The sequence below is a fragment of the Gracilibacillus boraciitolerans JCM 21714 genome, assembly GCF_000521485.1.
GTDB lineage: Bacteria > Bacillota > Bacilli > Bacillales > Amphibacillaceae > Gracilibacillus > Gracilibacillus boraciitolerans.
Genome location: NZ_BAVS01000001.1, coordinates 75,091 through 93,142, shown reverse-complemented (window position 1 = coordinate 93,142; position 18,052 = coordinate 75,091). Strand labels below are relative to the sequence as shown.

General features: G+C 35.1%; 13 protein-coding genes, 7 pseudogenes and 1 other annotated feature. All 20 genes and pseudogenes read right to left on the bottom strand.

Features of this window, described 5'->3' with window-relative positions; translation table 11 throughout:
• Positions 1-102: 102 nt before the first annotated feature.
• Positions 103-945, bottom strand: a complete 843-nt coding sequence (locus JCM21714_RS00410) for a pyruvate, water dikinase regulatory protein (RefSeq protein WP_035720834.1) — start codon at positions 943-945, stop codon at positions 103-105.
• Positions 946-967: 22 nt separating this feature from the next.
• The gene (gene glyS / locus JCM21714_RS00405) at positions 968-3,061 is read right to left on the bottom strand and encodes a glycine--tRNA ligase subunit beta (RefSeq protein ID WP_035720831.1); all 2,094 of its coding nucleotides are present in this window, start codon (positions 3,059-3,061) and stop codon (positions 968-970) included.
• Positions 3,048-3,945: pseudogene (glyQ, locus tag JCM21714_RS00400) on the bottom strand (glycine--tRNA ligase subunit alpha). The gene glyS and the pseudogene glyQ overlap by 14 nt, the downstream one beginning before the upstream one ends.
• 117 nt (positions 3,946-4,062) lie before the next feature.
• Positions 4,063-4,241: a binding site (T-box leader), on the bottom strand.
• 199 nt (positions 4,242-4,440) lie between these two features.
• Positions 4,441-4,970, bottom strand: a pseudogene (recO, locus tag JCM21714_RS00395) (DNA repair protein RecO).
• A 93-nt stretch (positions 4,971-5,063) separates the two neighbouring features.
• Positions 5,064-5,204, bottom strand: coding sequence for a YqzL family protein (locus JCM21714_RS18965; RefSeq protein WP_084040526.1), 141 nt, complete (start codon positions 5,202-5,204; stop codon positions 5,064-5,066).
• Positions 5,205-5,354: 150 nt separating this feature from the next.
• Entirely contained in the window at positions 5,355-6,266 is a 912-nt protein-coding gene (gene era / locus JCM21714_RS00390; RefSeq protein WP_035720828.1) for a GTPase Era, read from the bottom strand.
• Between the two features lie 109 nt (positions 6,267-6,375).
• The gene (locus JCM21714_RS00385; RefSeq protein WP_035720825.1) at positions 6,376-6,756 is read right to left on the bottom strand and encodes a diacylglycerol kinase family protein; all 381 of its coding nucleotides are present in this window, start codon (positions 6,754-6,756) and stop codon (positions 6,376-6,378) included.
• Entirely contained in the window at positions 6,728-7,198 is a 471-nt protein-coding gene (gene ybeY / locus JCM21714_RS00380) for an rRNA maturation RNase YbeY (RefSeq protein ID WP_035720822.1), read from the bottom strand. The genes JCM21714_RS00385 and ybeY overlap by 29 nt, the downstream gene beginning before the upstream one ends.
• Positions 7,199-9,205 (bottom strand): HD family phosphohydrolase, encoded by a 2,007-nt coding sequence (locus JCM21714_RS00375; protein ID WP_235182523.1) that lies wholly within the window; start codon positions 9,203-9,205, stop codon positions 7,199-7,201.
• Entirely contained in the window at positions 9,147-9,341 is a 195-nt protein-coding gene (locus JCM21714_RS20630; RefSeq protein ID WP_235182522.1) for a hypothetical protein, read from the bottom strand. The genes JCM21714_RS00375 and JCM21714_RS20630 overlap by 59 nt, the downstream gene beginning before the upstream one ends.
• A gap of 94 nt (positions 9,342-9,435) precedes the next feature.
• Positions 9,436-10,395, bottom strand: a pseudogene (locus JCM21714_RS00370) (PhoH family protein).
• An 87-nt stretch (positions 10,396-10,482) separates the two neighbouring features.
• Positions 10,483-11,609 (bottom strand): annotated as a pseudogene (gene yqfD, locus JCM21714_RS18960) (sporulation protein YqfD).
• Between the two features lie 24 nt (positions 11,610-11,633).
• On the bottom strand, positions 11,634-11,915 hold the full coding sequence (gene yqfC / locus JCM21714_RS00360) for a sporulation protein YqfC (RefSeq protein ID WP_035720820.1): 282 nt from the start codon (positions 11,913-11,915) through the stop codon (positions 11,634-11,636).
• A 96-nt stretch (positions 11,916-12,011) separates the two neighbouring features.
• Positions 12,012-12,377 (bottom strand): YqfB family membrane protein, encoded by a 366-nt coding sequence (locus JCM21714_RS00355; RefSeq protein ID WP_148294946.1) that lies wholly within the window; start codon positions 12,375-12,377, stop codon positions 12,012-12,014.
• 187 nt (positions 12,378-12,564) lie between these two features.
• Positions 12,565-13,562: pseudogene (floA, locus tag JCM21714_RS00345) on the bottom strand (flotillin-like protein FloA).
• Between the two features lie 22 nt (positions 13,563-13,584).
• Positions 13,585-14,857, bottom strand: a pseudogene (locus JCM21714_RS00340) (NfeD family protein).
• 313 nt (positions 14,858-15,170) lie between these two features.
• Positions 15,171-15,617, bottom strand: coding sequence for a GatB/YqeY domain-containing protein (locus JCM21714_RS00335; RefSeq protein ID WP_035720811.1), 447 nt, complete (start codon positions 15,615-15,617; stop codon positions 15,171-15,173).
• Between the two features lie 18 nt (positions 15,618-15,635).
• Entirely contained in the window at positions 15,636-15,812 is a 177-nt protein-coding gene (gene rpsU / locus JCM21714_RS00330; protein WP_018931586.1) for a 30S ribosomal protein S21, read from the bottom strand.
• A gap of 142 nt (positions 15,813-15,954) precedes the next feature.
• Positions 15,955-17,291: pseudogene (mtaB, locus tag JCM21714_RS00325) on the bottom strand (tRNA (N(6)-L-threonylcarbamoyladenosine(37)-C(2))-methylthiotransferase MtaB).
• A 4-nt stretch (positions 17,292-17,295) separates the two neighbouring features.
• Positions 17,296-18,048 carry a 16S rRNA (uracil(1498)-N(3))-methyltransferase gene (locus tag JCM21714_RS00320; protein ID WP_035720804.1) on the bottom strand — a complete coding sequence of 251 codons (753 nt, stop codon included), beginning with the start codon at positions 18,046-18,048 and terminating at the stop codon, positions 17,296-17,298.
• Positions 18,049-18,052 lie beyond the last annotated feature (4 nt).

The following is an 18,052-nucleotide window of genomic DNA, read 5'->3' as shown; positions in this document are numbered from 1 at the left end:
AATTGATAATATATTAATTAGTAATTCACCAATTATTGCTATTATAAACACTTTTCTGCAAATATTTATTATAATATAGTTTTAACTTAAATGCCAACATCTTTACTCGTGTTTATGATCTATCCGATCAAGATTCCAATATGGCTGATTTATCATTTGCATAATAATATTAGCGGTTTCTTCAACGGCTTTATGAGAAACATCAATTACAGGACATCCTAATTGCAGGATAAGGTCATCAAAAAAAGCTAATTCCGTTTCAATTCGTTCCATATTTGCGTAGATTGCATGATCAGCTAGACCTAAGCTCTTTAATCTTTCTCTTCTAATTCCATTTAGTTTTTCAGAACTTATTTTTAAACCAATACACTTATTGGTAGGTATTTCAAATAAGGTTGATGGTGGTTCGACCTCAGGCACTATAGGTACATTTGCAACTTTTAATTGTTTATGTGCTAAATACTGGGAAAGTGGAGTTTTCGATGTCCGTGACACACCAATTAATACGATATCTGCTTGTAAAACACCTCTTGGATCGCGACCATCATCATACCTTACTGCAAATTCTATCGCTTCAATTCTTCTAAAATAATCTTCATCTAATTTATGAATAAGTCCGGGCTCTTCTTTTGGCTTTCTTCCAAACTTACGCTCCATTGCTTGTAGCATTGGACCCATAATATCAACACATTCCACATGCTTGTCTGCAGATTCATATTTTAGAAATTGACTATATTCCGGATTGACCAATGTGAAACCAATCATCGCTCCTAATTGTTGAGCGTGATAGACTGCACCACGCAAAACTTCGAGATTTTCAACATATGAAATGCGATATAAATCATATTCTTTTTCATTCATAAATTGACTGAGAGCTGCCTTTATGACAAATTCTGCGGTTTCACCGACAGAATCTGAAACCACATAAATAATCGCTTTTTCCATGTGCGTAGTATCCTCCTCAGTCCTAAGCTTTAGACTGTTTCCACTGGACTTTGGTTAAATCCGCATATTTTTTTACATCCTCAGCAATCAGTTGCAGTAGTGCTAATCGATTATGACGAATTTTCTCATCCTTATCCATAACCATGGTGTGATCAAAGAAGCGATGAATGGGATCAACCAAAGGAGTTAATATCTCAATTGCTGCTGCATCTTTATTAGTTATCGCCTCGTTATATTTATTTTTAACTTGTAAATATGCTTGATTTAAACTTGCTTCTTCCTCATTTATAAAAAGTGACACATCTACTTTCTGACTATCTTTTGCTTTTGCTGCTAAATTAAGAACACGTACATATCCTTCTTGTTTTTCTTTGAAATTACTATCAGCCTTTTTCTGTTTTAAAGTTTTTGCTTTTTCGAATATAAAAGAAAAATCTGTTAGTGTATTAACCAATACTGCTTCAATAATATCAGATTCAATGTTCGCTTCTTTCATAATATATGCTGCACGTTGTTTAAAAAATGATTCTAATTGTTCTAATACTTCAGATTTTTCAGCAGTGGGAATATTATTTTTTTCAAATATTAAAAACACTTTTTGAGTGATGTCCATAACATTTATATCTAATTGGTGATGCTGAATAATCTGTAAAATACCAAGCGTTTGTCTTCTTAATGCATATGGATCTTGAGAACCGCTAGGAATTAGTGCAACAGAAAAACATCCAACAATTGTGTCTATTTTGTCTGCAATACTGACGATGGATCCCACGATACTGTGAGGCATCTCATCATGCGCATTTCTCGGCATATAATGTTCTTCAATTGCTTGTGCAACGATGTCGTCTTCCCCAAATATTTCAGCGTATTTTCGCCCCATCACACCTTGAAGTTCAGTAAACTCATTTACCATATTTGTCACAAGATCAAATTTACTTATAGTAGCAGCTCGCTCAACTTGTGCCTGTTCCTGATTCGAAATGTTTAATTCTGAACTGATAATAGATGCAATAGCTACAACTCTTTTTACTTTGTCTGCAATAGTTCCTAGTTTCTCTTGAAATACCATGCGATCTAATTGCTCGAGATTATGTCCAATCGTTTGTTTTTGATCTTCTTCAAAGAAAAATTGTGCATCCTGTAATCGTGCCCGCAATACCTTTTCATTGCCTCTTGAAACCGTATCAATATGCTCTGCAGTGCCATTTCTAACGCCAATAAAATAAGGTAATAAGTCACCTTTTCCTGACTGGACTGGAAAATATCGTTGGTGTTCTTTCATGGATGTGATCAAAACTTGTTGTGGTATATCCAAAAATTCTTTGCTAAATGAACCACTAAACACAGTAGGATATTCCACAAGATTTGTAACTTCTTCTAATAAGTCTCTCTCAACTGGTATGATCCAATCATTTTTTTGTTCCAACGCTTTAATACCATTTACTATTAATTGTTCACGCTGGTTCGTATCAACAATCACATATTGTGCTTCTAAAAGTTTCGCATAATCTAAAGGATTATTTATAACAAATTTTTCACCTAAGAAACGATGACCATAACTGACATTACTTGTTACCACCCCCCCTGCAATCTCAAACGGTATCAGAGTATTATCCTTTAAAGCAACTAACCATTTAATAGGTCGAACATAACGCAGATTTTGTTCAGCCCACCGCATATTCTTTGGAAAATTTAAACTTAATATAATATCTTTGAATTGAGGTAATAATTGATCTTGCGTTTTACCTTCAATATACTTATTTATAAACAAATATTCTGTTCCGTTCATTTCTTTTATGTAAATGTCGTCAACGGATTTACCTTGTCCTTTAGCAAAGCCAATGGCAGCCTTTGTCCAATTACCATCTTCATCTATTGCGATTTTTTTAGCTGGTCCTTTTGCTTCTTCTTCCTGATCCACTTGTTTTTCAGTTAATCCTTCAATAATAACCGCAAATCTTCTTGGTGTAATAAAAGTGGAAACATGCTTATAAGCCAAACGAATTTCTTTTAACCATTCGATTGTTTTATGCTTAAGCTGTTTTTTAGTGTCGTTCATGAAACGCGCTGGCATTTCTTCTAAACCAACTTCAAACAAAACATTAGATGTTTTCATGACTAGTCTTTTCTCCTTTCAACATTGGGTATCCAAGTCTTTCTCTCTCAGCTACATATAGTTTGGCAATTTCTCTAGCCAAATTGCGGACTCTACCGATGTAACCTGTTCGTTCCGTAACAGAAATAACCCCCTTTTGCATCTAACAAATTAAAAGTATGAGAGCATTTGAGCACATAATCATATGCAGGAAAGACAAGGCCTTTTTCCATTGTTCGTTTTGCTTCTTGTTCATACGTAGTAAATAAGTCAAATAACATCTCAGTATTTGATGTCTCAAAGGTATACGTAGAATGCTCATATTCAGGTTGATAGAAAATATCACCAACAGTAACCCCCCCTGTCGTCCATTCTAATTCAAATACATTCTCTTTATCCTGAATATAAGATGCTAATCGTTCAATACCATAAGTAATTTCTACTGCAACCGGTTTTGCTTCTAAGCCTCCTATTTGCTGAAAATAGGTAAACTGTGTAATTTCCATCCCATCTAACCATACTTCCCATCCAAGTCCAGCGGCACCTAACGTAGGATTTTCCCAGTTGTCTTCAACAAATCGGATGTCATGATATGTCGGATCAATTCCTAATTTCTTTAATGACTCTAAATATAATTCCTGGATATTATCTGGTGATGGTTTCATAATTACTTGAAATTGGTGATGCTGATAAAGCCGATTAGGATTTTGACCATAGCGTCCATCAGCTGGACGTCTTGATGGTTCTACATATGCCACGTTCCATGGTTCAGGTCCCAAACTTCTCAACAATGTCATTGGTGACATGGTTCCTGCACCTTTTTCAACATCATACGCCTGCATCAAAATACAATTTTGATCAGACCAATGCTTTTGTAATGTTAATATCATTTCTTGAATATTCATCCATCATCCTCCTCTATATATACATCGTTTACCATTACAGCAATGAAATTATGTTACCAGTGATCATAATTATAGACAAAAGAAAACCCGTCCCTATGCCTTATCGATTAGATAAAGCATAGGGACGGGTTTATCCCGCGGTTCCACCCTATTTGTCATCATCAACCATAATGACCACTTTTATAGACCATATTGCTCCAGAGTGCCTTCCTAATAGCATACTTGTTCAGCTCTCACCATCCTGAACTCGCTTTTAGTTTGTGACTATTAGTACTACTCTCTTTCCACGCAATGCATATCCTATTCATTTCTAAATGATACGAAAGATTGCAACACTTGTCAATTAAAATTTATCGTTTAACAGATCCATTTGTTTTAAAAAACGTTTCGATTTCAAATAATAGCCACCATATTCTTCATAATATTGGTCCATAATTCGTTGTAATATTAGTTTATTTTCCGGTTTTACTGAAATATTCCCAATACGATCTACTTCTACCCAGCAAATAACGCCATCAGTTTAGCAACTTTTTCGGGAATAGCTATTTTATTTTCATCTATATGCAGACAGTTTCTGCATAACATTCCACCGTTAGCGATCGAAAAGGCCTTCAAATCCTGCCGATTACCACATGAAACACAATGTGTAACGACAGGTGCAAAACCTGCTTCTTTGTACATTTTCCATTCATAAATCAGCGTGAGAATTTCCGCATCTCTATCCTCATTAATTAATTCTACAGTATGTATTAATTGCTGATAAATAAATGGATTATATTTCTTTTGATCAATCAGCTTGTCTGTTAATTCTGCTATATAACTTGTGTAAGCTGTTTTAAAAATATCCTCTCTATCTTCCGAAAAGACGTGAGAACTTCACCTTGTTGAATCGTAGCTAAGCTGTTACCAGGTTGAATTAAAAAAGAACCATGAATAAATGGCTGCGTAATAGCAGCCATTCTACTTTTTGTTTTTTTTGCACCTCTGGCTATTGCACCAATTTTACCCATAGTTGGCGTCAGCATCGTAACAATTTTATGTGTCTCTCCATAATCCTGTGACCTTAAAATGAAGCCTTCCACTTTTTCAAACACCAGCTTCACCGTTCCTTTTCAATTTTAAAAATGTGTATCTTCTATTAAATTTTCCTCTATATCAACTTCGAATTCTTGATCTTCCCCTATTTCTACTTCTTTCATCCATAGGTATGCTTCAATATTACCAGTTTGACTAAATATTTTCCATGGCACGTCGATCACAATAAACCTCACCTTTCTATGTGGTAATCTTTCATTGTGTTCTATAATAGATTTTCCCGAAACGAAAATTCAATTAGTAATAATATTTACCATGTATCAAATGAACATTACAGTAACATATACATAGGTAGAGATATACTTAATTAGCTATTAATATTCATCTTGATTAAAACCAAATTCCTGTAATTGATGGGGGGGTTTATTTCGCCAATTTTCTTGAACCTTTACCCATAATTCTAAATATACCTTAGAACCTAATAATCGTTCAATATCCATTCTTGCTCTTTTACCAATTTCTTTAAGCATTTTCCCTTGTTTACCAATTATAATCCCTTTTTGAGACTTTCTTTCGATTATGATTGTAGCTTGAATTAATACTTTTTCATCTTCATTTTGATTGTCAATCTTATCGATCACAACAGCAACAGAGTGCGGTACTTCTTCTCTAGTTAATTGAAGAGCTTTCTCTCTGATAAGTTCACTAATAATAAAGCGTTCTGGATGATCTGTTACCTGATCTTCTGGATAATATTGAGGCCCTTCTGGTAAATGCTCTGTAATCAATTCCATTAATCGATTGACATTATTTCCTTCAAGTGCAGAGATTGGCACGATTTCCTCAAATGGATACTTGTCTTTATATTGAGTAATTAGCGGAAGTAACTGATCTGGATGTACAAGATCGATCTTATTTATAACTAAAAAAACTGGCTTGTGAATCGATTGTAAACGATCCATTATATATTGATCACCCCCCCTGCCATATCCCTCATCCGCATTTATCATAAACAATATCGTATCCACTTCATTTAATGTGTTTTCAGCTATTTTCACCATAAAATCGCCAAGTTTATGTTTTGGTTTATGAATACCAGGCGTATCAATGAAAACAATTTGCTTATTCTGATCCGTAAAAACACCTTGAATTTTATTTCGAGTGGTTTGAGCTTTATCACTCATTATTGCAATTTTTTGACCTATAACATGATTCATGAATGTCGATTTACCTACATTTGGACGTCCAATAATTGCTACGAATCCTGATTTGAAATTGTTATGCATAACTTTTCCTCCGCTATTTATCCTGTTGTTATTGTATATTAATAATACTATATATTCAGCAATAATTCATATTTTCGACAAAACTAGTGATATTCTTTAAAAACTGCTTTTACCATTCTTTATGCCAACAGTTTAGGTAAAAAAACAAACACGCTATCACCATAGCTATTATAGCTGTGACAAGCACTGCTCCAGCAGATATGTCTTTAGCAATTCCAACAGCAGGTTGATGTTTTGGCTCTACATAGTCTAACGCTCGTTCAAGTGCCGTATTCATCATTTCCATACTTATTACTGCACCGATTGCTAAACATAATATCGCCCATTCGAGATTTGTCAATCCAACGATAAAGCCCATAATACAGACTATTGTCATTGCGATAAAATGAATTTTGATATTACGCTCTGTTAAAATTGCTACTTTTAATCCGCTAAGCGCATAACGAAAACCAAAGTGCAGCTTATTCTTCCCGCGATAATCCGAAGCCATTTAGAATCTCCTCTTGTCTTCCAAACATCTTTTTTTCATCCTCTTTTTCCATGTGATCATAACCTAACAAATGTAGAAATCCATGTAGTGCTAAAAATCCTAATTCTCTGGTGAAGGAATGATTATATTCCTCAGCTTGTTCTTCTGCTTTATCGACAGAAATAATAACATCACCCAATATCAGCGGTAAATCTATACCACTAATCTCTATTTCTCCATCTACATCTTCTTCCAAAGCAAATGACAAAACATCTGTTGGTCGATCAATATTTCTATATTGATTATTTAATTTTTGAATTTCTTTATTATCTACAAATATTATAGAAAGCTCAGCATGAGAAGCAACCAACTCTTTTTCTGCTGTGTAATTCAACAAATCATTAATTAATGTTAAATGGGCGGATGTTACTCGTTTTGTTTCATCTTGAAAATCGATTTCCATTTATTTCGCCTCTTTCATATTATTATCTTTAGGATACTGGATTCGTGTATGATAGATGCCTTTTAATGTTTCACAAATCACCAAACGCATTTGCTCTAATTCTTTAAATGTCAAGGTGCTGTCATTCAATTGACCATCAAGCAGTCGATCTTCGAAAATGGATGAGACAATTTTTTCTATTTCCTGCTGATTAGGATTCGTCAATGAACGGATGGCTGCTTCGATAGAATCACATAAGGAAACAACCGCAGCTTCTTTGGTACGAGGTTTCGGACCGATATAGCGAAAATCTTCTTCTTTAACATTATCTTTGTGCTCTTTCGCTTTAAAATAAAAATACTTTAACAAAGTAGTACCATGATGTTGTAATGAAATATCAATTATTTCATTAGGTAACTTTTCCTTTCTTAATAAGATAGCACTATCTGTTGGATGTTGCAAAATTATTTCTGCACTCTGATAGGGGTCTATAAAATCATGAGGGTTTTTCATTCCCATTTGGTTTTCTATAAAATAATGGGGCCTGATTGTTTTTCCCAAATCATGATAATACGCAGCAACGCGTGCTAAAAGTCCGTTTGCACCAATTGCCTCACAGGAAGCTTCACTTAAATTTGCTACCATTATACTATGATGATAAGTTCCTGGCGCTTCGATTAACAGTTTACGTAATAATGGACGATTTGGACTGGATAGCGCTAATAATTTGATATCAGACAAAATCCCAAGTCCTGTTTCGAACAAGGGAAGCATTCCCAGTGTTAAAACAGTTGCGATGATGGCAGATAAAAACCCATACCCGCCATACATTAAGTAATCGAATAAGGTATATTTTTCAAAGGATAAGAATAAAAATAAACATATCGTTGCAATATTAATTCCAGATGTAGCTAAGCCGCTTTTTATTATCGATCCTTTATCTTTGACTGTAGCCATGAAGAAAATACTTGCAAGTTGTGAAAATATGATAAATATTCCTGCCTCCATATTTAGTAATCCTGGGATATTAGCATTAAATATGACACTGCCAATGACACCGTAAAAAATGGACAACACAATAGTAAATCTTTCATTCACCAATATTTTCAGTAACATAGAAACAGCAGCTACTGGTGTCACTAAGTATAACGGATTAACCGTTGTGCTATAAAAACTCACTACTTTCATTAAGACTACCATTAGCACACTGAGAACGGTAATGGCTATCAGTTTTCGAAAATGAAAGTCTGATTTTTTCGCTTGAAACTGTAATTCAATAAACAAAAATAAACCTATTAAACAGACCAATATCAAAAGACCTACTATCGGATAAAAATTACGTTCTTCATTTAATAATCCTGTTAATTCCATTTCTTCATAAATTTCATTTGTAATTAACTGTCCCTCTTCAACAATGACTTCGCCAGCTCTAATCATCACCGGTTCTACGCTGTTACGAGCCCTTTGTTGTGCTTCATTAGTCTGATCAGCTGAAAAGAATGCATTTGGCTTCACACTAAAAGCAATCAGGGGATGTAACGACTGAACAAAAGAATAATCCAGTGTGGAATAAGCTAATTTTTGTTGTAACGATTTAATGGTTTGATCGACTTCTTCCACCTTAACTCCACTGTTATACGAAGCATAAAGTGCAGTTGTAATCAGCTCTTTTGCTAACACTCTTTCATCTCTTTTAACTTGAAATAATGATTTGAATGTATCACTATTTACTTCCATAAGAATATCATCATGCACTATCTCTTCAAGATACTTCGTTTTATCTGTGATAGAAACTAACTTTTCCGCATTAGAATCAAGCTCAATTTTGCCTGTTTCAATTTGCTCTATAGCTTCAAAAACTTCAGTAATATATGTAATTTGCTCTTCAGCAACCTCTTCAGATATTTCAAAATGATCCTCTACAGACTGGACTACATTTCTTATTCTTCGTTCTGTTTCCTTTACATTCTCAATTGTGATTGGGGGAACGGATGGTCTGATTCGCTGCCGAGAATTTCTCGATCTCATATGTCTCCGTAGAAACATTTTGAAAGCTAACCAAAAAGAAAACAATCATTATGACGATACATGCTGTTATAAGCTGAACAATACGATGATTATAATATGTGATAAAATGTTTTAATGACCATTTACTATTTTTCATACCCTATCCCCCCCACCCATCAGAAAATATTCTTTTATTCGAAGAAAACTTGGCCAATTAATAGCCAAGTTTCCGTTAGTTTCCTGCTGTTTATTTAATTGTCATATGCTTCAATAATTTTTTGTACAATTGGATGTCTCACAACATCTGACTGTGCTAATTGAACAATTCCAATACCCTTCATATTTGCCAATTTATCTTTAGCCACAGTTAGACCTGATTTTACGCCACCTGGTAAGTCTATTTGAGTAATATCACCAGTAATTACCATTTTAGAACCGAAGCCTAAGCGCGTTAAAAACATTTTCATCTGAGCATTTGTGGTATTTTGTGCTTCATCTAATATTACAAAAGCATCATCTAATGTACGTCCTCGCATATATGCTAATGGTGCAATTTCAATGGTACCTCTTTCGATTAGACGCATGGTATGCTCTGTACCTAGGACATCGTGTAATGCATCATATAATGGTCGTAAATATGGATCTACCTTTTCTTTTAAATCTCCTGGAAGAAAACCCAAGCTCTCCCCCCCTGCTTCTACTGCAGTCTAGTTAAAATGATTTTTTTAATTTTTCCATTTTTCAAAGAATGCACAGCCATTACAACTGCTAAGTAGGTTTTCCCTGTCCCAGCTGGACCAATACCAAATACAAGATCATTTTGCTTCATAGTCTGTAAATATTGACGCTGCCCTAATGTTTTAACACGAATTGATTTACCTTTCGCGTTTTTTAGTTATTTCGTCTTCAAATAGTGCCTCTAAATGATTTATTTTTCCCCCCCTTTTTGAGAGATCTATGGCATAAATAACGTCTCTCTCAGTGATTGTTATTCCTTTACGAATAACGGTTAATAAACCATGTAAGACTTCCTGTATAACGGTAACGTCTACATCACTTCCTGATACACTAATCTGTTCACCGCGTGATGTTATCGAGACTTGCAGCTGTTCTTCTAACTGCTTTAAGTGACGATCTTCCGTTCCAAAAAGACTTAATGCTTCATTTGAATTTTCTAATTGTAAATCAATCATTTTCAGATCTTCTGTCATAATCAATCTCCTTGACTAAGTGGATGTTTCTTAGCAATATTTTCTAGCACAGTATAATATAAAGTTAATTTAACTTTACCACTCTCTTCACTTTCGTGCAAAACTTTTTTCTTCTGTAATTTTTGCATTTATCGGTAATTCTCTCAGTAATTCCCGTCTTGCCTGTTCTAATGCTATTTGCCTTGCTTTTTGTTTTGTCAGTTTTTCTGTGATTTCATCTACCTTATAAATAGTTTGTTCCAGATAACTTATCGGTAATTTCCACTTTAAAAAATAATAATTTTTTTCTTCTGTTTCTAATTGATATTGGCGATATTCCGGATTTCTAAAATTCCAGATTGGTAATAAGAAATTAGAAAAATGTAAATAATGCTTTTGCTGTGCTTCTCCAGTTAATACCTGATATTTATTTCTCACAGGAACTGTAATTTCTGTTTTATACCAGACTTCAGCGATTACTTCTCCCTCTGCAGCTAGAGGTTTTTTGTTATCATGTTCTTGCTCCTCCTCTTCCTTGTGATTTAAGAAGGCTGACACTAAAATATCTCCTTTATATACGACATCATTTGGTTGTACTAGGGGGGGTTGTCCCTTTGAAACATATAGATCAACCACAACTCCCTCTTTTGCTGCAATTAAATGCCCTGGTTCACTCTCTTTCTGTTTTTCAACCGTAGTTTTTCTACTCCTTTTAAGTGAAAGGCAGATCCATTCTTCTTTACACCAATCCATAATAATTCTGGTATATCTTCCAATATTTTTTTTTGCAATGTTGCTGGTGACTCCACATTCCATTGAAAATTGCCTTTCTCTAACCCATATTCTTCGACCTGATTTAATACCTTAAGTTTTATTTCCCGATCCAACCCGGCAACGTCAATTCGCCAGATTATATTGGACAACATGAAAATTATAATAAAAGCTATCGTAATACCTATTAGTAACGGCTTTTGTGCAACTAACTTTTTTATGACAAAAGGTAGTCCTGATCTTCCTGAAAAATAAATTTTATGAATGCTCTTTTTTTTGACTTTTCTTAGCTTTGACAAATCGGATAATTTTATTTTTCCTATTGCTACTGTCGAACTTTTTTTTATAATATCCCACGAAGGAACTTGATACCTAGCGCACAAATCGAAAAAACGTTCTGGATAAGGCCCAATTACTTTAATTGTAACATAACCTGTTAACCAATTTTTTTTATAGAAGAACATATAGCTTTCCCTCCGATTACGCCGTTACTCTTGTTCAAATCTCACGACTTTAATGTTTCCCTCTAATAAAATATTTTTATCAATCATCATTTTTAAAACAAATTTATCACCATTTATACGAACTCTTCCTTGATGTACTTTTAATAACAATTCAGAATCAGTAAAAATGAGCAAACCTTGATGATTCTCGATATAGGCATGGATGGCTCCGATCATTGTTATTCGTGGAAGTTGTAGTGTTACTTCTGAAGGAAGATCAAATGTGCGTGTGAAAGCAGTTAGCAATTTCTCTCTAAATTTGTTCACTAATCCTATGCCTCCCTTCAAATTTATTGTATGAAAATCTGAGGAAATAAGAACAATCATTCATAGAAAAAGCGAATGGATCCATTCGGCTTTTTTCTATGATCTATATCTTCTGTAAATTTTTCTTTTTTGATAAGCACGAGGAGGGCCTAACACTTCAGACATAATCAACCCTTGTACTACTCCTTTTGGTGTTAAATTATTTTTAACAGATATCAATACTGCTTTTTTATCATTTTTTTGATAATAATTTGGCATTGAACCATCTTTTATTGCATCATGTATACCCATTTCCTGATCATGAGTTTTCTCACGTATAGCCTCAGCTCGTTGAATTTTCTCTTCCAGATTCTTCATTTGTTTCTGTTTTTGCTGTGAGAAAGTTGGTTGATTAGGATCTGTCATTGTCTCCATTGGCTGATAATCAGCTGTTTGTGTCGTGGTTGAGGCAGTCTCTCCCACAGTGATAGTTCTTTGCTGAGTTGGCTGCTGGATGATTGTTGTTTATTTTCTTCCTCATTTGTTTTCTTAAGTCCGAATAGCCAAAAAACCACCGCAAGTATTGGAATGATAAAACCAAACAGATCTTGCATCTACATCTTCCTTTCTAGCTTATCACTTTCATAGAGATAAACTTATAGGATTATTACTAATTATTGTCTTCATCATTATCTGTATCTGTAAGTTTTCCAATCGAATCACGCATATCTGTATCTGCGTTAATATTTTTATAATTCATATAATCCATAACACCCATTTTACCAGAGCGTAATGCTTCAGCCAATGCTAGTGGAACCTCTGCTTCCGCTTCGACAACTTTTGCGCGCATTTCTTGTACTTTGGCAACCATTTCCTGTTCTTGGGCGACAGCATCGCTCGACGTTCTTCCGCTTTTGCTTGCGCGATATTTTTATCTGCTTCTGCCTGGTCCGTTTGCAGGATTGCACCAATGTTTTTACCGATGTCTACATCTGCAATATCAATTGAGAGAATTTCAAATGCAGTACCCGCGTCTAATCCACGATTTAATACATTGTGTGAAATCGAATCTGGATTTTCTAAAACTTCTTTATGATTTTTAGCACTACCAATTGTACTGACAACACCTTCACCAACACGTGCGATTACTGTTTCTTCACCAGCACCACCGACTAATCGGTCAATATTCGCTCTAACCGTAATTCGTGCTTTCGCTTTCACTTCGATACCATCCATAGAAATACCTGCAATAAAAGGTGTTTCAATAACTTTAGGATTAACACTCATTTGCACTGCTTCCAATACATCACGACCTGCCAAGTCGATGGCAGCGGCGCGTTCAAAACTCAATTCAATATTAGCTCTTTGGGCCGCTATTAAAGCGTTCACCACTCGGTCTACGTTACCACCAGCTAAGAAATGACTCTCTAACTGGTTAGTAGTAACGTCTACACCAGCTTTATGTGCTTTAATTAACGGGTTAATCACACGTGAAGGTGCAACCCTTCTCAATCGCATTCCGACAAGTGTAAAAATACCTACCTTAACCCCTGCAGCTAGTGCACTTATCCATAACATAACAGGAATAAAAGTAAAAAGAATTGCAACGACAATTACTATAAGTCCGATTATAATAATCGGAAAAATAATATCTAATTCTTGTGACATAATTCATCCTCCTAAATACTAATTATATTTTTCTTACTACTATACGTGAGCCTTCGACTTTTATTATTTTAATCGGACTGGTCACGTCCACAAACGCACCTTCCGTTACAACGTCGAGTCGCTCATCTGCAAATTCTGCAGTGCCTGCTGGTCTTAATGGTGTAACTGCTACTCCTTCTTGGCCAATTAGTTCTAATCGATTAACTGTCGAGACATATCCTAGATCTGTTCGTGTAGAATCCTCTAGTATAAAATGTCGAAAGGCACCTTTCTCAAGACCAATTGTTTTAAACAAAAAGATGGCCACAATAATACTTGAAATTAGTGCGATAGCAATACTTAAGGTCATATGACCAACGTTCTCTGTTGACATATATAATGCAGCTACTATCGCACCTAATCCAATGAAGCCAAGTATCCCTCCAGGGGGCAAAAATCTCTATAATGATTAGTACAATTCCAATCAATAATAATACAATCGTTTCATATCCAGCAAGTCCTGCTACAATATGACCATAAAAATATAGAACTAACGAAATTAAGCCGATTGAGCCTGGAATTCCAAAACCTGGAGAGAATATTTCAACGATTAAACCAATACTTGCCAAAGATAACAAGATAGGAACTACCACTGGATCAGTTAAAAATCTAGCTATTCCTTCCGCTGCAGTTGGCTCAGTTTCCACTATTTTAGCTTCTGATAAGGAAAGCTCATTTAATAACTCTGTTCGGTGATTAACAATGCCTGCCGCATAATCAACTTCTATTGCGTAATTGCCATCAAGCGTTAAAAATTCTCCTTCTGGAGCACCATATTCAGGTAAATCAAGTTTAGCATTTGCCATAGCTTCCGCATACAAAGGATCTCGTCCTTTTGAACTAGCTGCCCCTCTCATACTTGCAATCCATGCTGACTGAGCCTTCTTCGCAGCAGCTGTGCCATCTGCGTTAATCACACCGCTAGCTCCCATACTTGCTTGAGGTTTCATGTAGATATTATCAGTATTTAAGGCAATATATGAGCCTGCTGACAAAGCCTTTACCGTGATAAAGGATGTTGTTTCAATTTTTAAGTCTTGTAAGATTTCAGCAATATTTTCGGCTGCATCTACTCTTCCACCTGGTGTATTAATTTCAAAAACAATGTGATCGGCATTTTCTTCTGTCGCTTCTGAAGTTGTCCTTTTTAGAAACGCTTCCAATCCTCTCTCCACATTATTTTCAATTGGGATGATATAAACCAGTTTTCTTTCCCCCCCATTAGTATCTGCCTTTGCCTGATCAACAAACGTCATAGAACAGAATATTAACGCAGAGGAAAATAATAGAAACCATGTGAAGATTCGTTTCAATTCACGACCTCCCTTCTATATGAAAAAAAGTACATCTAGTTCTTCATACGTATATTATGTATAAAAGGTTTCAAATTTACTACAATAATTCTCTTATTAACGAATACAGTGTATCACATTAACAGACTGTAAAGATAGCCAAAAATATAAACGAATGAGTAAAATATAAAGAAGTTTGATTTTAGACTAAAAAAAAGGCCCTCAGCTATTGCTAGCTAAGTGCCTTCCTTCTTTGAATGATATCATTTTGTTCTGATTATGATAAATTCTTTTGAACCAATTGATTCACTCGTGAGCCTTCTGCTTTACCTTTTACTTTTGGCATAAGCGCACTCATTACTTTTCCCATATCTTTTTTAGATTGAGCTTGAACTTCCCCGATCGTCTCAACAACTATTTGCTCTAATTCCTGATCAGATAGTTGTTCAGGCATATAAGCTTGTATTATTTTAATTTCATCTTCTAATTGGCTTACAAGGTCTTCGCGTCCAGCTTCTTTAAATTCATGGAGGGAATCTCTTCTTTGTTTTAGCTCTCTAGCTAAAATCGTTAATTCTTCTTCTTCAGACAATGCATCTTTTTTTAAATTAATGGCTTCATTTTGCATCGAGGCTTTGACCATGCGAATTACGCCTAATTTTAATTTATTTTTGTTCTTCATCGCCTGCTTCATATCTTGGTTCAAAAGTTCAACGATTGCCATTAGTTTATTACACCCTCTTTAAAATTTACGCTTTCTAGCTGCCTCCGATTTTTTCTTACGGCGAACACTAGGTTTCTCATAAAATTCACGCTTACGATATTCAGATAATGTACCAGATTTTGATACACTACGTTTAAAGCGACGAAGAGCATCTTCAAGTGACTCGTTTTTACGAACGCGAGTTGTGTTAGACATGCAATTTCCCTCCCTCCGAAGCATACAAAAAAATAATCTGACATATACAATGATGGATATGTCTCTTTGCAATTATAATATAACGGCCAATATAGGTCAACCGTTTTAGAAATAAAAATAGACTAGATTTTTCCCAAAACAATTAAACGGATAATGCTGCATCACTCATTACACGGACAAATTGTCCCTCATTATACGGATAACCAGCTTTCGTAATTTTTACACGAACAATTTGACCAATCATATCTTTGGTTCCCTCAAATTTGACCTTTAAATAATTTTCAGAATAACCAACTAACATGTTAGGGTGATGTTCATCGAAAGTTTCTTCAGGAATTACTTCAACTACTTGATCTTGATATTGCTTTGCGTACGCCAATGCTTGTTGATCAGATTGTTTGATTAGGGTTTGCACACGTTCATTTTTCACTTCATCATCAACTTGATCATTCATCCGTGCAGCTGGTGTACCGGTTCTTCTTGAGAAGGGAAAGACATGTAATTCAGAATAACCAATCTCGTTAACAAAATCTAAGGTTTCTTGAAATTCTTCTTCCGTCTCTCCTGGAAAACCAACAATAACATCTGAAGTAATTGCCAAATTTGGCAGTGCTTTTTGAATTTTCTCTACACGTTTTTTATAAAATTCTTTTGAGTATTTACGGCGCATTCTTTCTAAAACTGAATCAGATCCAGATTGTAATGGAATATGAAGATGTGGAACCACCTTTTCAGATGCATCTAATACTTCAATCACTTCATCCGTTATTTGACTTGCTTCAATTGAAGAAATACGAATTCGTTTTAATCCTTCTACTTTTGTTTCCAGATCGCGTAACAGTTGGGAAAAATTATAATCTTTCATGTCTTCTCCATATCCGGCAGTATGGATACCTGTTAATACAATTTCTTTATAACCTGCATTGACTAACTGATTTGCTTGTTTCAAAACATTTTCCGGTTCTCTTGAACGTAAAAGTCCTCTTGACCATGGAATAATGCAGAATGTGCAAAAATTATTACAGCCTTCTTGAATTTTTAACGATGCACGTGTGCGATCAGTGAACTGTGGAACATCCATTTCTTCAAATACACGATTTTTCATAATATTGGAGACACCGTTGATTGGTTGACGGTGTTCTTGATGTTCTTCAATATATGTAAGCATTTTTCCACGGTCTTGTGTCCCGACTACAATATCAACACCGGGAATTTCCATTATTTCTCCAGGTGATGTCTGTGCATAACAACCTGTTACACAAACTACTGCATCTGGGTTACTTCGAATGGCACGACGAATAACCTGACGACTTTTTTATCTCCTGTATTCGTAACGGTACATGTATTAATGACATAGACATCTGCATGATGATCGAATTCAACACGATCGTATCCAGCAGATTGAAACTTTTGCCAGATACCTTCTGTTTCATAATGATTAACTTTACATCCTAATGTATGAAAAGCCACTAAAGGCATTTCATCACCTCATTTCTTCAAAGTAAAAAGATAAATTAGCTAGCACATATAGAGGTGCTGTTTCTGTTCTTAATATTCTAGGACCAAGTCGGATTGCATCAAATCCTGCGTGTTTTAATTGCGAGGCTTCGTTCTCACTAAAGCCCCCTTCAGGTCCTATACAAACCAGTACCGACTGACCTTTATTTACTTTAGATATATAATCATAAAGCTTAGATGCATGATACGCACGTGTGGTTTCTTCATATGCGAAGAATTTCCAATCATAATCACAGCTGGCATTGATTATATCAGTGATAGAAAGAACAGAGTCAACAGTGGGTACTTTCGTTCGATGAGCTTGTTCACTAGCTTCTTTAACAATCTTTTGCCATCTCGGTAATTTATTTTTCAATTTTTTCGAATCCCATTTTACAACACTACGGCTAGATTGAAAAGGAATAAAATGTTTAGCTCCCAATTCTGTTCCTTTTTGAAGAATAAATTCCCATTTATCTCCTTTAGGTAACCCTTGTGCAATAGTAATAGAAATAGGTAATTCTGTCGTTTCTGTTAGCCATTCTATCACGATAGCTTCCACTGCATCATCTGAAATAGCAATTATTTTACAAACAGCAGACTGACCATCATAGCGATTGCCAATAAACTGATCATCAATTGTCATTCTCATGACATGAACGATATGATGATAGTCATCTTCTAAAACCTGAAGTGAGTGGTCCTGCCAGTTATCTTTACTGATAAAGTATCGTTGCATATGA

What these genes read in the sequence shown, in the direction of transcription:
- JCM21714_RS00320 (WP_035720804.1), bottom strand. Translation starts at nt 18,048, where the DNA reads ATGCAACGATACTTTATCAGTAAAGATAACTGGCAGGACCACTCACTT.
- ybeY (WP_035720822.1), bottom strand. Translation starts at nt 7,198, where the DNA reads ATGGAAATCGATTTTCAAGATGAAACAAAACGAGTAACATCCGCCCAT.
- JCM21714_RS00410 (WP_035720834.1), bottom strand. Translation starts at nt 945, where the DNA reads ATGGAAAAAGCGATTATTTATGTGGTTTCAGATTCTGTCGGTGAAACC.
- JCM21714_RS00335 (WP_035720811.1), bottom strand. Translation starts at nt 15,617, where the DNA reads ATGGCAATCGTTGAACTTTTGAACCAAGATATGAAGCAGGCGATGAAG.
- JCM21714_RS20630 (WP_235182522.1), bottom strand. Translation starts at nt 9,341, where the DNA reads ATGAAAAATAGTAAATGGTCATTAAAACATTTTATCACATATTATAAT.
- glyS (WP_035720831.1), bottom strand. Translation starts at nt 3,061, where the DNA reads ATGAAAACATCTAATGTTTTGTTTGAAGTTGGTTTAGAAGAAATGCCA.
- JCM21714_RS00385 (WP_035720825.1), bottom strand. Translation starts at nt 6,756, where the DNA reads ATGGCTTCGGATTATCGCGGGAAGAATAAGCTGCACTTTGGTTTTCGT.
- JCM21714_RS00375 (WP_235182523.1), bottom strand. Translation starts at nt 9,205, where the DNA reads ATGAGATCGAGAAATTCTCGGCAGCGAATCAGACCATCCGTTCCCCCA.
- era (WP_035720828.1), bottom strand. Translation starts at nt 6,266, where the DNA reads ATGCATAACAATTTCAAATCAGGATTCGTAGCAATTATTGGACGTCCA.
- rpsU (WP_018931586.1), bottom strand. Translation starts at nt 15,812, where the DNA reads ATGTCTAACACAACTCGCGTTCGTAAAAACGAGTCACTTGAAGATGCT.